Annotated in this window: 16 protein-coding genes and 11 tRNA genes; 7 read left to right on the top strand and 20 right to left on the bottom strand. The window is 31.0% G+C overall.

Annotation, left to right across the window (positions count from 1 at the left end):
* Nucleotides 1-145 precede the first annotated feature (145 nt).
* Nucleotides 146-775: a LexA family protein gene (locus AC0GLY_RS02900; protein WP_496612032.1), complete on the top strand. Its 630-nt coding sequence runs from the start codon at nucleotides 146-148 to the stop codon at nucleotides 773-775.
* A gap of 113 nt (nucleotides 776-888) precedes the next feature.
* On the opposite strand, the gene AC0GLY_RS02895 is transcribed toward AC0GLY_RS02900, so the two are convergent.
* Nucleotides 889-1,143: a CsbD family protein gene (locus AC0GLY_RS02895; protein ID WP_496612031.1), complete on the bottom strand. Its 255-nt coding sequence runs from the start codon at nucleotides 1,141-1,143 to the stop codon at nucleotides 889-891.
* Between the two features lie 137 nt (nucleotides 1,144-1,280).
* Complete coding sequence (rbsD, locus tag AC0GLY_RS02890) at nucleotides 1,281-1,685, bottom strand: D-ribose pyranase (RefSeq protein WP_496612030.1); 405 nt, start codon at nucleotides 1,683-1,685, stop codon at nucleotides 1,281-1,283.
* A 136-nt stretch (nucleotides 1,686-1,821) separates the two neighbouring features.
* On the opposite strand from rbsD, the gene AC0GLY_RS02885 reads away from it, so the two are divergent.
* The 5 genes from AC0GLY_RS02885 to AC0GLY_RS02865 all read left to right on the top strand — a co-directional run bounded on the left by AC0GLY_RS02885 (nucleotide 1,822) and on the right by AC0GLY_RS02865 (nucleotide 6,816).
* On the top strand, nucleotides 1,822-2,082 hold the full coding sequence (locus AC0GLY_RS02885; RefSeq protein WP_496612029.1) for a GlsB/YeaQ/YmgE family stress response membrane protein: 261 nt from the start codon (nucleotides 1,822-1,824) through the stop codon (nucleotides 2,080-2,082).
* Between the two features lie 658 nt (nucleotides 2,083-2,740).
* Nucleotides 2,741-4,267, top strand: a complete 1,527-nt coding sequence (locus AC0GLY_RS02880; protein ID WP_496612028.1) for an exonuclease domain-containing protein — start codon at nucleotides 2,741-2,743, stop codon at nucleotides 4,265-4,267.
* 4 nt (nucleotides 4,268-4,271) lie between these two features.
* A complete protein-coding gene (locus AC0GLY_RS02875; protein ID WP_496612027.1) occupies nucleotides 4,272-4,562 on the top strand; it encodes a hypothetical protein in 291 nt (96 codons plus the stop codon).
* A gap of 249 nt (nucleotides 4,563-4,811) precedes the next feature.
* A complete protein-coding gene (locus AC0GLY_RS02870) occupies nucleotides 4,812-5,384 on the top strand; it encodes a hypothetical protein (RefSeq protein ID WP_496612026.1) in 573 nt (190 codons plus the stop codon).
* Between the two features lie 271 nt (nucleotides 5,385-5,655).
* Nucleotides 5,656-6,816: a site-specific integrase gene (locus AC0GLY_RS02865; protein WP_496612025.1), complete on the top strand. Its 1,161-nt coding sequence runs from the start codon at nucleotides 5,656-5,658 to the stop codon at nucleotides 6,814-6,816.
* Nucleotides 6,817-6,902: 86 nt separating this feature from the next.
* Here the strand turns inward: AC0GLY_RS02865 and AC0GLY_RS02860 are convergent.
* The 11 genes from AC0GLY_RS02860 to AC0GLY_RS02810 form a co-directional block, all read right to left on the bottom strand.
* Nucleotides 6,903-6,987: transfer RNA gene (locus AC0GLY_RS02860), tRNA-Leu, on the bottom strand.
* A gap of 28 nt (nucleotides 6,988-7,015) precedes the next feature.
* Nucleotides 7,016-7,086, bottom strand: a tRNA-Cys gene (locus AC0GLY_RS02855).
* Nucleotides 7,087-7,141: 55 nt separating this feature from the next.
* Nucleotides 7,142-7,214 (bottom strand) — tRNA-His (locus AC0GLY_RS02850).
* A gap of 14 nt (nucleotides 7,215-7,228) precedes the next feature.
* Nucleotides 7,229-7,299: transfer RNA gene (locus AC0GLY_RS02845), tRNA-Trp, on the bottom strand.
* A gap of 5 nt (nucleotides 7,300-7,304) precedes the next feature.
* Nucleotides 7,305-7,387 (bottom strand) — tRNA-Tyr (locus AC0GLY_RS02840).
* A gap of 5 nt (nucleotides 7,388-7,392) precedes the next feature.
* Nucleotides 7,393-7,465 (bottom strand) — tRNA-Phe (locus tag AC0GLY_RS02835).
* A gap of 54 nt (nucleotides 7,466-7,519) precedes the next feature.
* A tRNA-Asp gene (locus AC0GLY_RS02830) sits at nucleotides 7,520-7,594 on the bottom strand.
* Nucleotides 7,595-7,602: 8 nt separating this feature from the next.
* Nucleotides 7,603-7,675: transfer RNA gene (locus AC0GLY_RS02825), tRNA-Val, on the bottom strand.
* 4 nt (nucleotides 7,676-7,679) lie between these two features.
* Nucleotides 7,680-7,751 (bottom strand) — tRNA-Glu (locus AC0GLY_RS02820).
* 20 nt (nucleotides 7,752-7,771) lie between these two features.
* Nucleotides 7,772-7,863 (bottom strand) — tRNA-Ser (locus tag AC0GLY_RS02815).
* A gap of 10 nt (nucleotides 7,864-7,873) precedes the next feature.
* Nucleotides 7,874-7,946, bottom strand: a tRNA-Asn gene (locus AC0GLY_RS02810).
* A 270-nt stretch (nucleotides 7,947-8,216) separates the two neighbouring features.
* Here AC0GLY_RS02810 and AC0GLY_RS02805 point away from each other — a divergent pair.
* On the top strand, nucleotides 8,217-8,870 hold the full coding sequence (locus AC0GLY_RS02805) for a VTT domain-containing protein (RefSeq protein WP_496612024.1): 654 nt from the start codon (nucleotides 8,217-8,219) through the stop codon (nucleotides 8,868-8,870).
* On the opposite strand, the gene AC0GLY_RS02800 is transcribed toward AC0GLY_RS02805, so the two are convergent.
* The 7 genes from AC0GLY_RS02800 to AC0GLY_RS02770 form a co-directional block, all read right to left on the bottom strand.
* Nucleotides 8,867-9,508: a TIGR01906 family membrane protein gene (locus AC0GLY_RS02800; protein ID WP_496612237.1), complete on the bottom strand. Its 642-nt coding sequence runs from the start codon at nucleotides 9,506-9,508 to the stop codon at nucleotides 8,867-8,869. The genes AC0GLY_RS02805 and AC0GLY_RS02800 overlap by 4 nt on opposite strands.
* A complete protein-coding gene (locus AC0GLY_RS02795; protein ID WP_496612023.1) occupies nucleotides 9,492-10,271 on the bottom strand; it encodes a TIGR01457 family HAD-type hydrolase in 780 nt (259 codons plus the stop codon). The genes AC0GLY_RS02800 and AC0GLY_RS02795 overlap by 17 nt, the downstream gene beginning before the upstream one ends.
* Nucleotides 10,268-10,798 (bottom strand): YutD family protein, encoded by a 531-nt coding sequence (locus AC0GLY_RS02790; RefSeq protein WP_496612022.1) that lies wholly within the window; start codon nucleotides 10,796-10,798, stop codon nucleotides 10,268-10,270. Before AC0GLY_RS02790 ends, AC0GLY_RS02795 begins: the two co-directional genes overlap by 4 nt.
* On the bottom strand, nucleotides 10,788-12,185 hold the full coding sequence (locus tag AC0GLY_RS02785; RefSeq protein WP_496612021.1) for a bifunctional metallophosphatase/5'-nucleotidase: 1,398 nt from the start codon (nucleotides 12,183-12,185) through the stop codon (nucleotides 10,788-10,790). Before AC0GLY_RS02785 ends, AC0GLY_RS02790 begins: the two co-directional genes overlap by 11 nt.
* Nucleotides 12,186-12,280: 95 nt before the next feature.
* Nucleotides 12,281-13,612: an amino acid permease gene (locus AC0GLY_RS02780; protein ID WP_496612236.1), complete on the bottom strand. Its 1,332-nt coding sequence runs from the start codon at nucleotides 13,610-13,612 to the stop codon at nucleotides 12,281-12,283.
* A 137-nt stretch (nucleotides 13,613-13,749) separates the two neighbouring features.
* Nucleotides 13,750-14,943 (bottom strand): acetate/propionate family kinase, encoded by a 1,194-nt coding sequence (locus tag AC0GLY_RS02775; RefSeq protein WP_496612020.1) that lies wholly within the window; start codon nucleotides 14,941-14,943, stop codon nucleotides 13,750-13,752.
* Between the two features lie 10 nt (nucleotides 14,944-14,953).
* A complete protein-coding gene (locus AC0GLY_RS02770; protein WP_496612019.1) occupies nucleotides 14,954-15,970 on the bottom strand; it encodes a class I SAM-dependent methyltransferase in 1,017 nt (338 codons plus the stop codon).
* Nucleotides 15,971-16,020: the final 50 nt, after the last annotated feature.

The raw sequence follows: 16,020 nt of genomic DNA, 5'->3' as shown, positions 1-16,020 counted from the left end.
CCAAAAATATATTCTGATAATTCATATTTTTATTGCTAAATTAATTGATTATTAACTTACAATATATATTACACTGTGTAATTAATTACCACAAGAGTTTTTGTGTAATTTTGTATAGTTTATTTATAAAAGGGACGCAAATAATATGTCAACTTATGAAAATTTAAAATATTATGCTAACAAACGTGGTTTAAGTTTAATCCAACTATCTAAAAAAGCGGGAATGAGTGAAAATGCATTATACAGATATAATCAAGGTGTTGACCCAAAATTAAAGACGTTAGAAAAGCTTGCAGCAATTTTAAATATTCCCATTTCTCAATTATCTGAAAAATATAAAGATAAGGATTATATTCCTAAAAACGCGATTCCATATGATCCAACTGAATTGGTTAAAGTTCCAATTTTAGGGGAAATTGCTTGTGGATCTCCAATCTTAGCTAAACAAAATATTGAAGGATATCTGCCTATTTCTTTACAAGATTTGCCAAAAGGAAACAATTTTTGGTTAAAGTGTTCTGGAAATTCAATGTCTCCAACCATTCATAATGGTGCACTTGTATTAATTCATCAACAACCAGAAGTTGAAAGTGGGGAAATTGCAGCAGTTTTATTAAATGATAATGAAACAACATTAAAGAGAGTTCAATATCACGATAATCAAGTAATATTAGTTCCTGATAATAAAGATTCTGAGTATAACCAAATTATTTTAAATGAAGATAATCCTGGTAAGATCATTGGTAAGGCAATTAAAGTACAATTTGATTTATAAGATAAAAGTTTAGTCTTTAAAGCTTGTCAAAGACTAAACTTTTTTTGTGGGTAAAAATCAAAAAATAAAAACACCTAGCAATCAATGCTGGTGTTTTTAATGTTAACAATCAATTAGTCTTCTAAATTATCTTTAACTTCAGAAACTTTTTCTTTAACATTACCCTTTGCGCTCTTAAGATTTCCATCAATTTTATCGGAAGTATCACCAGTGATGGCACCTTTAACTTGTTCTGCTTTACCTTGAAGTTGATCATTTAAAATATCAAATTTTTCATTTACTTCACTTAAAGCATCAGTCTTTTTTAATAATGTGTAACCTAGTGCTAAATTACCTGCTAAACTTAAACCTAATAGTAAATTTTTCATGATAGTACCTCCAAAAATTAACTTACATTTATATGTTACATGTAGAATTTATCATTAATATTAATTATTTTCAATGATTTTAACTTCTGAAAACCATAAAAATACTTTATATTCTATCGCTTGTTACCATAAATATATTAAAATGTAACTCCTGATTCTAACGCAATATTTGAATAAGGGGTTATTTCTCCTGTTCTAATATTCATCTTAGTTTTGTGATTGCTTAAGTTTTTTTTCAATTCTTCATGTGGAATATAGACAATCTCTACATCATCAGATAATAAATTCTTGATAGCATCTAATTGTTTAGGATTTTGCTTTTTTATTTCTTCTGCGAGATACACTCTTTGAACTTGATCTTCTGTCAAAACATTTTTCAAAACATCAATAAATTTAGGCAAACCCTTTGTAATGGCAACATCTACCCGACGATCATCATTAGGAATTGGCATGCCAGCATCGTTAATGGTTAACATATCAAAATGACCTAAAGTGGAAATTCCAGCAGAGATTCTACTATTTAAAACGGACGTTTTTTTCATTTTTAATCCTCCATTATTTTTAAATGTTTTTCAAGTTTATAATAGCACACTTATCATCCATATGTAAGCGTTTGCAAAAGCATTTGAAATAAATCTAAATTTATTTTAAACTTAAATATATTAGGAGGTGAATAATATGGGACTAATTTGGACTTTAATTATCGGTGCAATTATTGGTGCAATTGCTGGTTGGCTTACCAGCAAAATGACTGATAATAGTGCTGCATTAGGTTGGATTGGTAATATTGTAGCCGGTCTAGTCGGATCTTGGCTAGGTGAAAAATTATTAGGAACTTGGGGACCAAGCCTCGCAGGAATGTCATTAATTCCTTCAATTATTGGTGCAATTGTCATAGTATTGATTGTATCTGTGATTATCAGATATTTAAGTAACTAATAAATAAAAGAAACACTCAATTAATTTTGGGTGTTTCTTTTATTTTTTTACCAAGTTATAACCTTTTTCTTAATTCATTCTTCTAGATTATTCCTTCACTAATATTAAAAATTCATGTTGTACTTTCAATCTACTATTGTCAAAGTAAAAGTTAGAAGCATTTATAACAAATAAACAATTTGGCATTTTTAATTTTATATTTCCCTTCCACTCTTAAAAAAATTCACATATCTTCTTTATTATATAATCACATTGATATTTATATCATTAGCAAAAGTCTAAACCATTCACACGTTGGAACTACTAGTATTTATTTTTATTTAATTGACGAATATCCTAAATAAGTGATTTACTTAATAAAGCATTTGCAAATGGAATATCAATAAAAATATATAGCGATCCGGAATATACTGCTACATCATTTTCTAATCCAAGATTTAAATTAATCGCAATAAATGAACTATATGAAAAAAAAGAACAACTTACTTTTGTTATTGCACACGAAATAAGCTATGTGTTATATAGCGATGGAAATGATGCTGAATATGTTTTTACACCTGGTTCAAACAACATTTATGAAGATATTTGATATTCCAAACAATATTATGGAAGAATGCAAAGATAGCCTACTTCATTACATTTACTAAGGAGAATATATATGTTTTTGAATTTAAAAAACAAAAATAATGGAAATATAAAGCAAATAAAGACAGGTTATTCATGGACAACCTTGTTTTTTGGACCTATTCCAGCTTTAACTCAAAAGTTTTGGCCATGGTTTTGGATAATATTAATTACAGATGTCATATTATTTTATCCAACTATTATATTAGGATCTGTACTTGCTAATGCTATTTTTGCATTATATATAAACAAAAAATATTTGATTTATTTATTAAATAAAGATTGGATCCCAACAGATAAAAAAACCATTGAATACATTAAAGAATATTATTCAATACATGTTGATTTAAAGGATAATGATAAAAAAACATCACAATCAATAACAAAAGATATTTTACAATCGGACTCGGATATGTCATATCTTGATATTCCAGTATCAACTAGTCTTTCTTCCAATGATGGTAATTATATTAAAAATAGCATTTCGACTTTGCAAACTACAAATTCTGAAAATGAAATACATCAATCTAAAATTAATTCTAATTTATCAAAAAAACTTAATACTTCTAATGATTTTAATATAAATGATAAAAAGCATAGTAAAACAATAGGAATAACAAATACAAATCTAAAAATACATAGGAGATGGAAGCCATATTTTAATTATATGGTAATAGATATCGAAACAACTGGATTAAATCCAAAAAATAACGATATCATACAAATAAGTGCAATTAGATACATAAATGATAAACCAACAAAAACATTTAATTATTATGTTAAATTACAAAATGATGAAATATCTCCTAAAATATATTCATTGACCGGAATATCAAAAGAAGATTTAAAAGATGGATTAATTATTGATGATGCTTTAACAAAGTTTGAATCTTTTTATAAAAGTAATATGAAACCAGCGTTAATTGGACATAATATTGACTTCGATATTGATTTTTTGATAGCTAAAGGTTTAAATATTTCTGAAATAACAATTGAAGATACAATGCTAATGTCTAAGCAAGCACAAAATGATTTAAAATTGCCTAATAATAAACTTGAGACATTAAAAGATTTCTATAATATAAATTATAGATCTCATAATGCATTAGATGATGTTAAAACTACTGCAATTATTTATCAAAAGCTGCGTGATGCTGGGTACCAGTCTAAAAAAATTGCAACGAAAAGCAATAAATCTAAAAAAGCTTATGGTTACTATAAAAAGTCTGAAAATATTAAATCTTCAGAAATAGGAAATACTATTTTAAATAATTCTGTTAATTCTGACAAAACGTTAAATAATAAGACGTTTGCAATAACTGGAAACTTATTTGAATTAAGTAGAAACGATGCTAAAAAAATAATAGAAAATAAAGGAGGTATTTTTAAAAATGGTATGTCTTCAAAGGTTAATTATTTAATTGTAGGGATAGAAGATAAAAATGTAGTTGGTGAAAGTGGAAAATCTAATAAGATAAAAAAAGCAGAAGAATTAATCAAAAAGGGAAATAAAATTAAAGTATTAAACGAAAAAGAATTTTTAAATTTGTTAGGAGAATAATATAATGGGGTTTTTAAACAAAATTAGTGAACCAAGTAAAGTTAATATTAACGGAATTGTAGATGCAATAGTCCCTTCAGATGGTGCTGAACATGTTCTTTTCTATAAGACCACTTCTGTTCCATTGAACTTTAATAAAACTACTTTAGATAAACAATATACAAATATAACTAATGGCATTCTAGAACATTTGCATAAAAATGGATATCAAATAGTAGACATTAAGATAACATCTTCACCAAGTGACAAAGATTCATCTTTTCTTACAGATCAAACTCTAATCATCTACAAATAAAAAAGCCTGCAAATGCAGACTTTGCAAAGGAAAAAGTAAGAAAAAATAAAAAATCAATTAAACACAATAATTTGATTTAAACATATTTTAATGATATTCTCTATTTACTGGCACGAGTGGGTGCCCGACCCTTAAAGTCTAAATACAACAACGGCGAATTGCCAACTTAGAGAATTCATTTAGTTGAATTCTCTCTTTTTTTGTATAAAAGTATCTAATTTATAATCTACAATTTAAAAGGATAAAAAATTGAAATATTTAAATAGTATAAATATATTAATCAGTATAATTGGTCCTATAGTAATTGGAATTGTTAATAAGTACTGGTTTAATAAAGACAGCTTTAACGTGACGGTTTCTAATCCAAAAAATAAATATAATACTTTTAAAGAATATAAAGTATCTGAAATGGAGTATTATACCAATTTATTTTTGCTTCTTATTATTTTGTTTTTTTATTTTATTTTTCATAAACATTATTTAGCTGCATTAGTAATATATATAATATTTACTTTATCAATTTATCCATTCATATCTTTAGTTATTAGAATTCGTAAATTTTCAAAGTTTAAATATAAAAAAATTAATTATTATATTATTGGAAATAGAGATCAGGATGACTTCTACATATGCCAAAAATTTAATGAATTAAAAAGTACACGTAACAATAAGAAATATTTAAAAATAAAAAAATCAGAAGTATCTAATTTTGAAAATGTAGAAATACAGTTAAGTAATTTTGAATATAAATCCACTTTATTATTTATAATTAAATATATTTTTATTAAAATCAAAAAATCATTTTATCATAAGAAAAAATGATTATGTAACACACGAAGAACTAAATCATGCTACTGATAATTAAAGTAACGAAATTAAATTATTATGCAAAGATATTGATAACAAATTCGAAAAATTAAATACAAAGTTTGCTGAACAAAAGAACTGGTTTTATGGAACAGCAATTAGTATCATTACCATCACATGTACAATTAATGAATTAATAATTAAATTCATTAAATAATCAGCCCATTTTATGGACTTTTTATTTTTAAATCTTTTTATCGAACATAAGTTCAGAAAGGCATAAACTATGGCAAGTTTTACAAAAAGAAACGGTAAATGGCGAGTCAGATTATCTTTCAAGGATGATGACGGAAATTTTAAAATTAAAAGTAAACAGGGTTTTGACACAAAAAAAGAAGCACAAAAATTTGCTGCAAAATATGAGGTTGAACCAAATTCAAATTTGGTAAGTACCCTACCTAAAACTGTACCAGATTATTTTTGGCATTGGTTTGAAACTTATAAAGAAAATACTATTGTCGATAGAACAAAATTACAATATAAACATACATTTAATGTTCTTGATAAGCATTTCCATACTCTTTTAATTACAGATTTAACTCGTGAAAAATATCAAAAATTCCTTGATGATTATGGTAAAGATCATGCAAAAGAAACAGTTGTAAAAATTAACGCCCTTTTCCATGCTTGTATTAAAGATGCTGTTTATGATAAAGATATTGAAAAAGATATTTTACAACGTACAAATATTGTATATAACAAAGAAAAAACTTGGAAAATTGAATATTTAAATCAAGATGAATTAAAAAAATTAACCAACTATTTAATCGAAACGCGTAATCATCACTATTCTTCTAAATATGTGATCTTATTGGCATTATTTACCGGGATGCGACTCGGAGAAATTCAAGGACTTAAATGGGAAGATATCAATTTTGATTTTAAAAGCATAAGAATTAGACGATCCTGGAATTCTTTAGAAAAGAAATATGTTCCAACCAAAAATGAAAGTTCAAATAGAACGATTAGGGTTAATCAAGAAATGCTTGAATTACTCAAAGAATTAAAATCTAATGACTCTGACGCAGTATTTATTAATCAATTTGGTACTATCCCTACTTCTAACGCCGTAAATAAAACGCTTAGAAAGGCATTAGATGATTTGGGTATAAATAGACATGGATTTCATTTTCATTCGTTACGGCATACCCATGTAGCTTATTTGCTATCACAAAAGATAGATATTTATATTATTAGTAAACGACTTGGACATTCAGACGTTGGAACTACCACTAGAGTTTATTCATACTTAATTGATGAATATCGCAATCGTTCAAATGATGAAATAGAAAATTCCATTAGTAAATTAATTGATACAAAAATGAAACTAAAATTAATTAGCTCCCTTTTTTTAATGGTCAAAACGGTCAAAATATGGTCAAAATGATATGAGCTTCCACAAACATCAGCAAACAAAAAAGGCTCTGTATCAACGTTTTACCGTTTATACAGAGCCTTTTAAGTACTTAATTATGCCGAGAGCGGGGGTCGAACCCGCACGATCGCAATGATCACTGGATTTTGAGTCCAGCGCGTCTGCCAATTCCGCCATCTCGGCAAGAGCTTACTTGACTGTGGCAATACTAAGGCGGTAGTCGGATTTGAACCGACGATAAAGGTTTTGCAGACCTCTGCCTTACCACTTGGCTATACCGCCATAAATCATTAAAACCAATTGCCCCTTCTTGCATTAAAAGCAAGACAATCAAAAGGGCGGTAGATGGGAATCGAACCCACGCGTGTCGGTACCACAAACCGATGTGTTAACCACTTCACCACTACCGCCATAACATCATAAACAGGGATGACAGGAATCGAACCCGCACTAGCGGTTTTGGAGACCGAGGTACTACCGTTATACTACATCCCTATTAATGGAGGGGAGTGGATTCGAACCACCGAACCCGAAGGAGCGGATTTACAGTCCGCCGCGTTTAGCCAGACTTCGCTACCCCTCCATAAATGGCGCTGGACAGAATCGAACTGCCGACACACGGAGCTTCAATCCGTTGCTCTACCAACTGAGCTACAGAGCCATACCATTTATGTTTATGCTGTTTATTCAATTATAGTTGCAAAACCTGCAACAACGGTCCGTACGAGACTCGAACTCGTGATCTCCTGCGTGACAGGCAGGCGTCTTAAACCGACTGGACCAACGGACCAACTGCTATGGAAGATACAGGGATCGAACCTGTGACCCCCTGCTTGTAAGGCAGGTGCTCTCCCAGCTGAGCTAATCTTCCAAAATGACCCGCACGGGATTCGAACCCATGTTACTGCCGTGAAAGGGCAGTGTCTTAACCACTTGACCAGCGGGTCATACAAATAATATATTCTTACGGAGAGTGAGGGATTCGAACCCTCGAAACAGACGTTCATCCGTTTACATCATTTCCAATGATGCTCCTTCGGCCAACTCGGACAACTCTCCATAATACATACTCCGACAGGCGGGCTCGAACCGTCGACAACCTGATTAACAGTCAGGTGCTCTACCAACTGAGCTATGTCGGAATAACAAATCAATGTTAATTGTCTCATCAGACAACTACATAATAATAACATGGTGATGAGTAATTCGTCAAGAATTAATTTTAATTAAATCATTAACCAAAAGCTCTTATAACTCCCCTCACCGGCATAAATAATATTACCAATAAAGATTTAATCAGTCAATAATTTTTTCGAATAAATTTAAGTAATTTTAAGTCTTTTACTTTCAATTGTTTGTTAGAATGTAAGTATTGCATAAAATACATTTATGAACGGAGATTTATAACTAATATGAGTACATTGATTGACTTTGTTTTACACATTGACAAACATCTAATCACCATTGTCAATACCTTTGGTGATTGGACCTACCTAATCTTATTTTTAATCATTTTTGTAGAAACTGGGGCGGTAATTCTACCATTTCTTCCTGGAGATTCATTACTTTTTGCAGCAGCCGCACTATCGGCTAATCCTAAATATGGCTTAAATATTTGGATTTTTATTATCTTGTTCTTAATCGCATCAATCGCAGGTGATTCATTAAACTTTTTTATTGGTAAAAAAGTTGGAATGGCAATCACTGATAATCGTTTTCTTAGTAAGTTTATTAAGAAAAAAGACTTTGATCATGCACGTACATTTTTCGATAAATATGGGGCAGTTGCAATTTTCATTGCAAGATTCATGCCAATTGTAAGAACTTTTGCCCCCTTTGTAGCAGCAAGTAGTGACTACCGTTATAGTAAATTCATTAAATATAATTTAACTGCTTGTTTTGCCTGGGTAGCATTATGCTGTGGAGGCGGTTATTTCTTTGGTAATATCCCATTTGTTCAGGAACACTTTTCAGTCGTAGTAATCTCAATTATTTTAATTTCACTTATTCCTATAATAATCGGAATAGTGAAAGGACACTTAAATAACAAAAAAGACCAAGCCTAATGCTTGGTCTTTATTTGTAATTTACCATAGCTATAAAATCCAATTAAAAGTAAAATAACTAAGCTAAACCATACTACAAAACAACATAAAAAATACTGATCTGGTAATACCTTAATTATCGGATCTTTTTTGGGGTTAAAGACCCAATTATGGTTGGAAAAAATCAAACGGTGTAAATAAATAAAGATATCATTAAAATCAATTAAACAAAGTAACATGACCAATCCTACCATTACCAAAACCCGTTTAAGATAATCAGTAAGTTTCCATAAATTTTGCTGAATTTCTCCTCTAATCCAGGTAATCACTAAATAAATCACGCTTATAAGTAATGTAAAGTGATTTAGGAGAACTAATTTACGGACATCTTTAAAGTGTGCATATGCTCCCTTAGATAAGTGATATTCAGATAAATTCAACTTACCAGCAAATGGATTTTGAATAAAGTTAGTCATTACATTTAAATTATGCATTAAAATTTTACCTGAAACATGATATTTAACATTTAAATTTAGCCATTTCATGACTAACCAATAAATAAAACTAGTGTTAATGACCAAAAAAGTACTAAAAGTAATCGTAAATAAGATGATCATCGTTAGCAGCACGTAATCCCGCTGATTATAAAATCCATTCATCAAAATTATTAATCTCACTCGTTGGTTGTTGGGGTAATTTAGCAACTTCGGTTCGTTTCGATACACCTGAATAAACTAATAAGGTATCTACTCCGGCTTTAATTCCAGCAGCAATATCTGTATCATAATTATCACCAACCATTACTACTTCATCTTTTTTAAGTCCCATCCGTTTAATCGCATTGTTCACAATCAAATCATTAGGTTTCCCAATAATAAATGGCTTAGTTTGTGTTGCATAACGAACTGAATCAATAATTGATCCAGCACTTGGTATCATTCCCTGCTCACTTGGAATCAAAGTATCAGCATTAGTTCCAATAAATTTTACCCCTGCATTAACGTAAAGCACCGCTTGAGCTAATTTTTGATAAGTCAAGTCTCGATCTAAAGCAACTACCACATAACTTGGATATTCTGAATATAAATTAAATCCGTTTTTGCTAAGTAGTTGCTTTAACCCCACTTCGCCAATTGCATAAACACTTTTTTCTAAATCACATTTATTAGCATCATTAACCAAATATTCAACCGTTGCTTGACCCGAAGTATAGACATTCGTCTCGTTAACAAAAATATCATGATTATTAGCTAAATTTTTAACCACGTCTGCTGGCTGCTTAGTAGTATTGTTTGTAACAAACAAAAATGGAATTTGTTTAGCTTGAAGTCGTTCAATAAATCTTTTAGCAGCTGGAATTTGAATTTTTCCTCGATAAACCGTTCCATCAAGATCAATTAAATAACCCTTATATTTTTTCATAAATGATAATCCTCGCCCTTTTGTCTAATGGTGAATTTGCGATGCTGATTTTGCTTATTTCCCTTTGAAGATTGCCGCTTAGGTTTAATATCATGTGTTTTGCGAACATTGCCTTGATGATTATGACTGTGTGGATGCGGTTGATATTTTTTTATATCACCAATCTTACTAGCCTCCAGATTATGTAAAACAAAATAGCTTGAACCAAAATTACAATAATCAATCAAATAGTCCTCAATCGCACTTTTTTTTAAATCATTGTCAACATTACGCTGATCATCATAAAAACCCTTTAAGCGTAACTGACCATAACCAATATCACCAACAATGTAGTCAAAATGCGTAAAAATCGGATTGAAAGTATTTTCAAATTGACCTAGTTGAAAACCATCATTTTTATTAACTATCAAATTATATAAATGACCGTTGATTTTTAGCGTATTTTCATCAACCTGCTTTATATCAGCAAACTTAGTACGAGTATCACGTCTAGTTTCAATTATTTCTTCAATTTCACTATGTTTCATTTTTTTCATTCCTTATCGGATATTTTTTCGCTAAATAATCAGCAAAAATTTGTTTTAAGGTTCCATCAAAATAAATTTTATTTTTTCCAGCAATTTCAATTGTTGGAAAAAAGGGAATAAACTCGTAGTGATCAAGTAAGGCAATCGTATACTTTTGGAATAAATTAATCTGTTTACCATGCCATAAGACTTGTTTTTTTTGTGCATCATAACTAATTCCTGAGTAAACTAATAAGCCAAAGTTCGAACCTCGAAACCCCATTCCCTTTTGCTCAAAGTGAATCAAAAATTTTTTATTTTTTTCCATCTCTTTAATAAGACGTACCAAATCAAATCCCCACAGTTCAGTTTTCATGGCATGAATATTATGTGGTAAAACTTGCTGAATTTGATACATATCCACAACCCCTTGTGGCAAATCCTTTAAAAATAATCCCGTGTTTAAAACTGCTGCGTCAGTTCCTGTATAATTTTCCAAGGCTTTCAACCCAACTTTAATCATTGGATTATTATTATCCAATGATGTCATAAGTGGTTTTGGCAAAGCTGCAACCTTTTGTTTGGAAAGTTTCTTTGTCCCAGCTGTATCAATTTTTTCAATCCAAAGTTCATCATCAGGAGCTGTCGGTAATTCATTCGTTTTAATCGTTTCGGCTTGGCGGTTGTAAATTGTTTTGCCATCAACTTCAAAAGTAATTACACCAACATAATGTCCCCATTTTTCAGCTGCAGTTAGTAACGTTTGATTAAACATCTTTCCAGTTGGTAACCAATGATGTGTATGCCCACCAATAATAATCGAAATTTCAGGAAATCGCTTGGCAATCTCAGTATCATAATTAATTCCTAAATGTGAAAGTAAAATTAAAATATCATAGTCATCACGCCATTTTTGTAACTGTTCCGTAAGCGTTTCATATACTGGTTGAGCATGCCAGCCAAGGTCTTTAAAAGTTGGGTAAGGAAATGTTAATCCCATAAATCTAATCTTCGAACCATTCGGTAAAACATAATCTTCATATGAATGTGCCCATTGTGGTTTTTTCCCAGTATCATTTTCTTCAACATTATCTAAAATAACTTTAAAATTTGCTTGATCATATAAGTGTTCTAAATCCATATGTGAATTAGTCAAAACTTCATTATTGCCAATCGTTGCAACATCATAATGAATCTGATTCAAAAGTTTGATATTAGATTGACCATTCGTAACATCCGTTAAGGCATTTGAACGATCCATTGCATCACCATCATCAACACGAAAAACAGTATATCCTTTTGCTTCAAGCTCTTTAGTTTTGCTTTGCATAAAACGTTTGATTTTAGGGAAGTTTTCAAAATGTGAATGTAAATCATTAGTATGTAAAATGGCGACTTTAGCTTTCATTTTATTTCCCCTTTTCTAGCATATATCTAATTCTAACATCTCTCAAAAATTTAAACAGACAAAAAGTCCAGTGAAAAGCCACTGGACTTTAAGTTTTATTTAACTTTATAACTGGCAAATAAATACATTCCTACCAACCATACAACTGAACCAACTAGAGCAATTAAGGTTGATGTTTGGAAAATAAGAACAATTGCTACCATTGACATAAAAGCAAGAACAAACCAGTTTGAGTAAGGAAATAGTGGCATTCTAAATGGCAAGGCCTCAGTCTCATCCACAGTCAACGATTTACGATACTTATAGTCAGTAATTACAATTAGTGACCAAATAAATAAGAAACAAGTAGTTGCCACACTAGAAATAAAATCAAAAACCCCTGAAGGTACAATAATATCAAGTACTACTGACAAAGCAATTAATAAAGTACATAACATAATTGCATTAGTTGGAAGTCCTCGTTTTGAAAGGGTCCCCAATTTTTTAGCAAATTTATTTTTACTTTCTGAAGTAAGCGAATACAACATTCTCCCCGTAGTAAAAATGGCACTATTACAAGCTGAAGCAGCTGCAGTTAAAACTACAAAATTAACGATAGCTGCTGCCGACTTAATCCCAATGCCTTGAAACACTTGTACGAAAGGACTTGAATCAGGTGAAACATAATACCAAGGATAGATACACATTAAAGCAACTAATGCTCCAATATAAAATAAAATAATTCTAACAGGAACATCATTAATACATTTAGGAATAATCTTTTGTGGATCTTTGGTTTCTGAGGCAGTCATTCCGATCATTTCTACTCCAACAAAACTAAAAACAACCATTTGAAATGAAAGAAAGAAACCACTAAGTCCGTGAGGGAAAAAGCTCCCCCCCGTAATATTGCTAATAGATGCATGTCCAACTGGAGTTTTGTAATTAATGGCTACTAGTACTACTCCTGCACCAATTAAAACTAAAATTGCAACTACTTTGATAATCGCAAACCAAAACTCAGTTTCTCCAAAAGCTGAAACCGTAACCGTATTCATAAAGAATAAAACTACCAACAAAAATAACGCAGTAACCCAGATTGGTAAGTCGGGGTACCAAAATTGCATGTATAACCCAGCTGCTGTAATCTCAGCCATTGCAATGGTAATCCAACAAATTAAATACGTCCAACCAGCAACAAATCCAATTTTTTTACCCAAATACTTATCAATAAAGTCAATAAATGAAACGCTATCTGTATGAGACAGTAGCAATTCACCTAATGCTCTCATTAAAAAGAAGCACGCTAACCCAGCAATTAAGTATGCTAATAAAATTGATGGACCAGCAAGATGAATCGATTTACCAGCTCCTAAAAATAATCCCGTTCCAATCGTACCACCGAGCGCGATCAGTTGAACGTGACGACTTTTTAAGCCTCGCTCCATTTTTTGTTCGTTATTTTCAGCCAAATTAAATACGTCCTTTCGATTTAACAATAGATTACTTAAAGTATACTTGTTGTTGCAATATTTGTCCATATAAAAAAGACACCTGTTTAAAAAGTGTCTATAATCATTAAAACTTATTTATTTGATAATGCTTGAACATCTCGAACAATCATTAATTCTTCATCAGTTGGCACTAATAAAGTCTTAATTTTTGAATCAGCAGCACTAATATCTCTAATTACGCCACGTACATCATTTTTTTCGTTATCGACTCCAATACCAAAGTAACTTAATCCATCAGCAACTTCTTTACGAACTGTGATACTATTTTCACCCACACCAGCAGTAAATACAATTGCATCCGCACCACCCATTTCAGCAATATAAGCTCCAACATAACGAATAATTCGATTAACGTAAATCTCACGAGCAACCTTTGCACGAGGATTAGTAGCTTGAGCTGCTTCAACATCACGCATGTCTGCAGAAACTCCAGAAATTCCAAGAAGTCCTGATTTTTTGTTAAGAACTTCAATCATATCATTAATATCAGTCATACCTTCCTTTTGCATTACATAAGCAAGTAATGACGGGTCCACATCTCCAGAACGTGTTGCCATAGTAATTCCAGTAACAGGAGTGAATCCCATTGAAGTATCGTATGATTTACCATTTTTAACGGCACAAATTGAAGCTCCTGCACCTAAATGCATAATTACCATTTTTAAATCTTCTACTGGTTTCCCAAGGAATTCCGCGGTACGTTGACTTACATAGCGGTAACTAATTCCATGAAAACCATATTTACGAGCACTATATTTTTCATAGTATTCGTAAGGAAGACTGTATAAGAAGTTTTTTTCTGGTAACGTTGCATGAAAAGCGGTGTCAAAAACTGCCACACTAATGATATCAGGTAAAACTTTCTTAAAAGCTTTAATTCCAAGTACATTAGCAGGTTCATGAAGTGGTGCTAGTTCAGTTAAACTTTCAATTTTTTCCAAAACTTCCGGAGTAATAATCACAGATTTGTCAAAATATTCACCACCAGCAACTACTCGATGACCAACACCATTAATTTCTGAATATTCATTAATAATATTTAGGCTTAATAATTGATCCAAAAGAATTTGAATTGCTTGTTCATGATCTTTCACATCTGTTGTTTCTTCATATTTCTTTCCATCCCCATATTTAATTTCAATATGTGAGTCAGGAAGTGCAATTCTTTCGATCACTCCCTCAGCAAGAGTTTTTTCTGAAGGCATTTCATATAATTTAAATTTCAAGGTTGAACTACCAGCATTAACAGCAATAATTTTACTCATTATTTTCTCCTTATTTTCCTAACAAATCTTTTTCTTCCCAATCAACAATTTCTTGCATAAATTTTTGAAAGGCTTCAGTATCTTTAAATGATGGAAATTCCCCAAGCATTACTTTATTTACTTGTTTAGCACCATTCCCACGCTTTTGTAAAATCATAATTGCCTTTTGAGTACTTTCAGTTAAAAATAGCTCTTTTGGTAAATTTAAAACACCTTGCAAATAAACGGCATCTTGCATCCATTTTAACAGACCTTTTGCTTCATTAGTTTGAAATAAATTACTTGGAACTAGAAAAACAGCAAAATCCCCATCTTTTAAATGCCGAATTGATTGTTCAATTAATAGATGATGTACGTAAGAATGCCCTTTCGTTGCTTTCGTTGCAAAATCATTGGTATTCACATCAATCGGATAATAACCCACTGGCAAATCAGAAACAACTAAATCAACTTCTGGAATATCGATTTCAGCAATACTGTCTTGATGAATCAATTCAACATCTAATCGCTGCAATTTAGCACTAATGCTAGCTACCGAAATCAATGAATCATCATTATCAATCCCAATTCCAGAAACTTTTTCGTGCAATTCTAAATTCAGTTGATTCATCACAGCAGTTAATAGGTTCCCTGATCCAACAGCTGGATCAAGAACTTTGACTGTATCCCTATTTTTGTATAATCGCAAAATCAAATATCCCATAATGTAGGCAATTGTATCGGGGGTAATTTGATGAATTGCTTGAATTTTATCAACTTTAATTGCTCTAATCATAGCCATCTGGATTGCTCTACGAATCGAAGGAGCATCCATTTTTTTATAATCAACGGTTTTATAAAGTTCTGTCAATTCTTTGACAACTTTTTCATTTGGAATCCCATTTTCAACTCGAACTGTTCCATTATCAATAATGTTATCAGCCGTTTCAATAAAGGCATCTAAATAAGAAGTATTAAGGGCTTGCATTAATACTATAGTAGATTGATCAAAGACTTGATATAAATCTGTTGTATCTTTTTCAGACAATATCTTCAGCTCCTTTAGCTTATATCTTAGGTTAATAGTACCGAAATTAT

The organism is Fructilactobacillus sp. YLN 2507 (assembly GCF_059614085.1).
This window is presented reverse-complemented; position numbering and strand designations above follow the sequence as displayed.

Excerpts from the sequence above, each read along its gene's own strand:
- AC0GLY_RS02885 (WP_496612029.1), top strand. The coding sequence starts at position 1,822 with ATGGGACTAATTTGGACTTTAATTATCGGTGCAATTATTGGTGCAATT.
- AC0GLY_RS02785 (WP_496612021.1), bottom strand. The coding sequence starts at position 12,185 with ATGAAAGCTAAAGTCGCCATTTTACATACTAATGATTTACATTCACAT.
- AC0GLY_RS02875 (WP_496612027.1), top strand. The coding sequence starts at position 4,272 with ATGGGGTTTTTAAACAAAATTAGTGAACCAAGTAAAGTTAATATTAAC.
- AC0GLY_RS02780 (WP_496612236.1), bottom strand. The coding sequence starts at position 13,612 with ATGGAGCGAGGCTTAAAAAGTCGTCACGTTCAACTGATCGCGCTCGGT.
- AC0GLY_RS02895 (WP_496612031.1), bottom strand. The coding sequence starts at position 1,143 with ATGAAAAATTTACTATTAGGTTTAAGTTTAGCAGGTAATTTAGCACTA.
- AC0GLY_RS02795 (WP_496612023.1), bottom strand. The coding sequence starts at position 10,271 with ATGAAAAAATATAAGGGTTATTTAATTGATCTTGATGGAACGGTTTAT.
- AC0GLY_RS02775 (WP_496612020.1), bottom strand. The coding sequence starts at position 14,943 with ATGAGTAAAATTATTGCTGTTAATGCTGGTAGTTCAACCTTGAAATTT.
- AC0GLY_RS02900 (WP_496612032.1), top strand. The coding sequence starts at position 146 with ATGTCAACTTATGAAAATTTAAAATATTATGCTAACAAACGTGGTTTA.
- rbsD (WP_496612030.1), bottom strand. The coding sequence starts at position 1,685 with ATGAAAAAAACGTCCGTTTTAAATAGTAGAATCTCTGCTGGAATTTCC.
- AC0GLY_RS02865 (WP_496612025.1), top strand. The coding sequence starts at position 5,656 with ATGGCAAGTTTTACAAAAAGAAACGGTAAATGGCGAGTCAGATTATCT.
- AC0GLY_RS02805 (WP_496612024.1), top strand. The coding sequence starts at position 8,217 with ATGAGTACATTGATTGACTTTGTTTTACACATTGACAAACATCTAATC.
- AC0GLY_RS02790 (WP_496612022.1), bottom strand. The coding sequence starts at position 10,798 with ATGAAACATAGTGAAATTGAAGAAATAATTGAAACTAGACGTGATACT.
- AC0GLY_RS02880 (WP_496612028.1), top strand. The coding sequence starts at position 2,741 with ATGTTTTTGAATTTAAAAAACAAAAATAATGGAAATATAAAGCAAATA.
- AC0GLY_RS02800 (WP_496612237.1), bottom strand. The coding sequence starts at position 9,508 with ATGAATGGATTTTATAATCAGCGGGATTACGTGCTGCTAACGATGATC.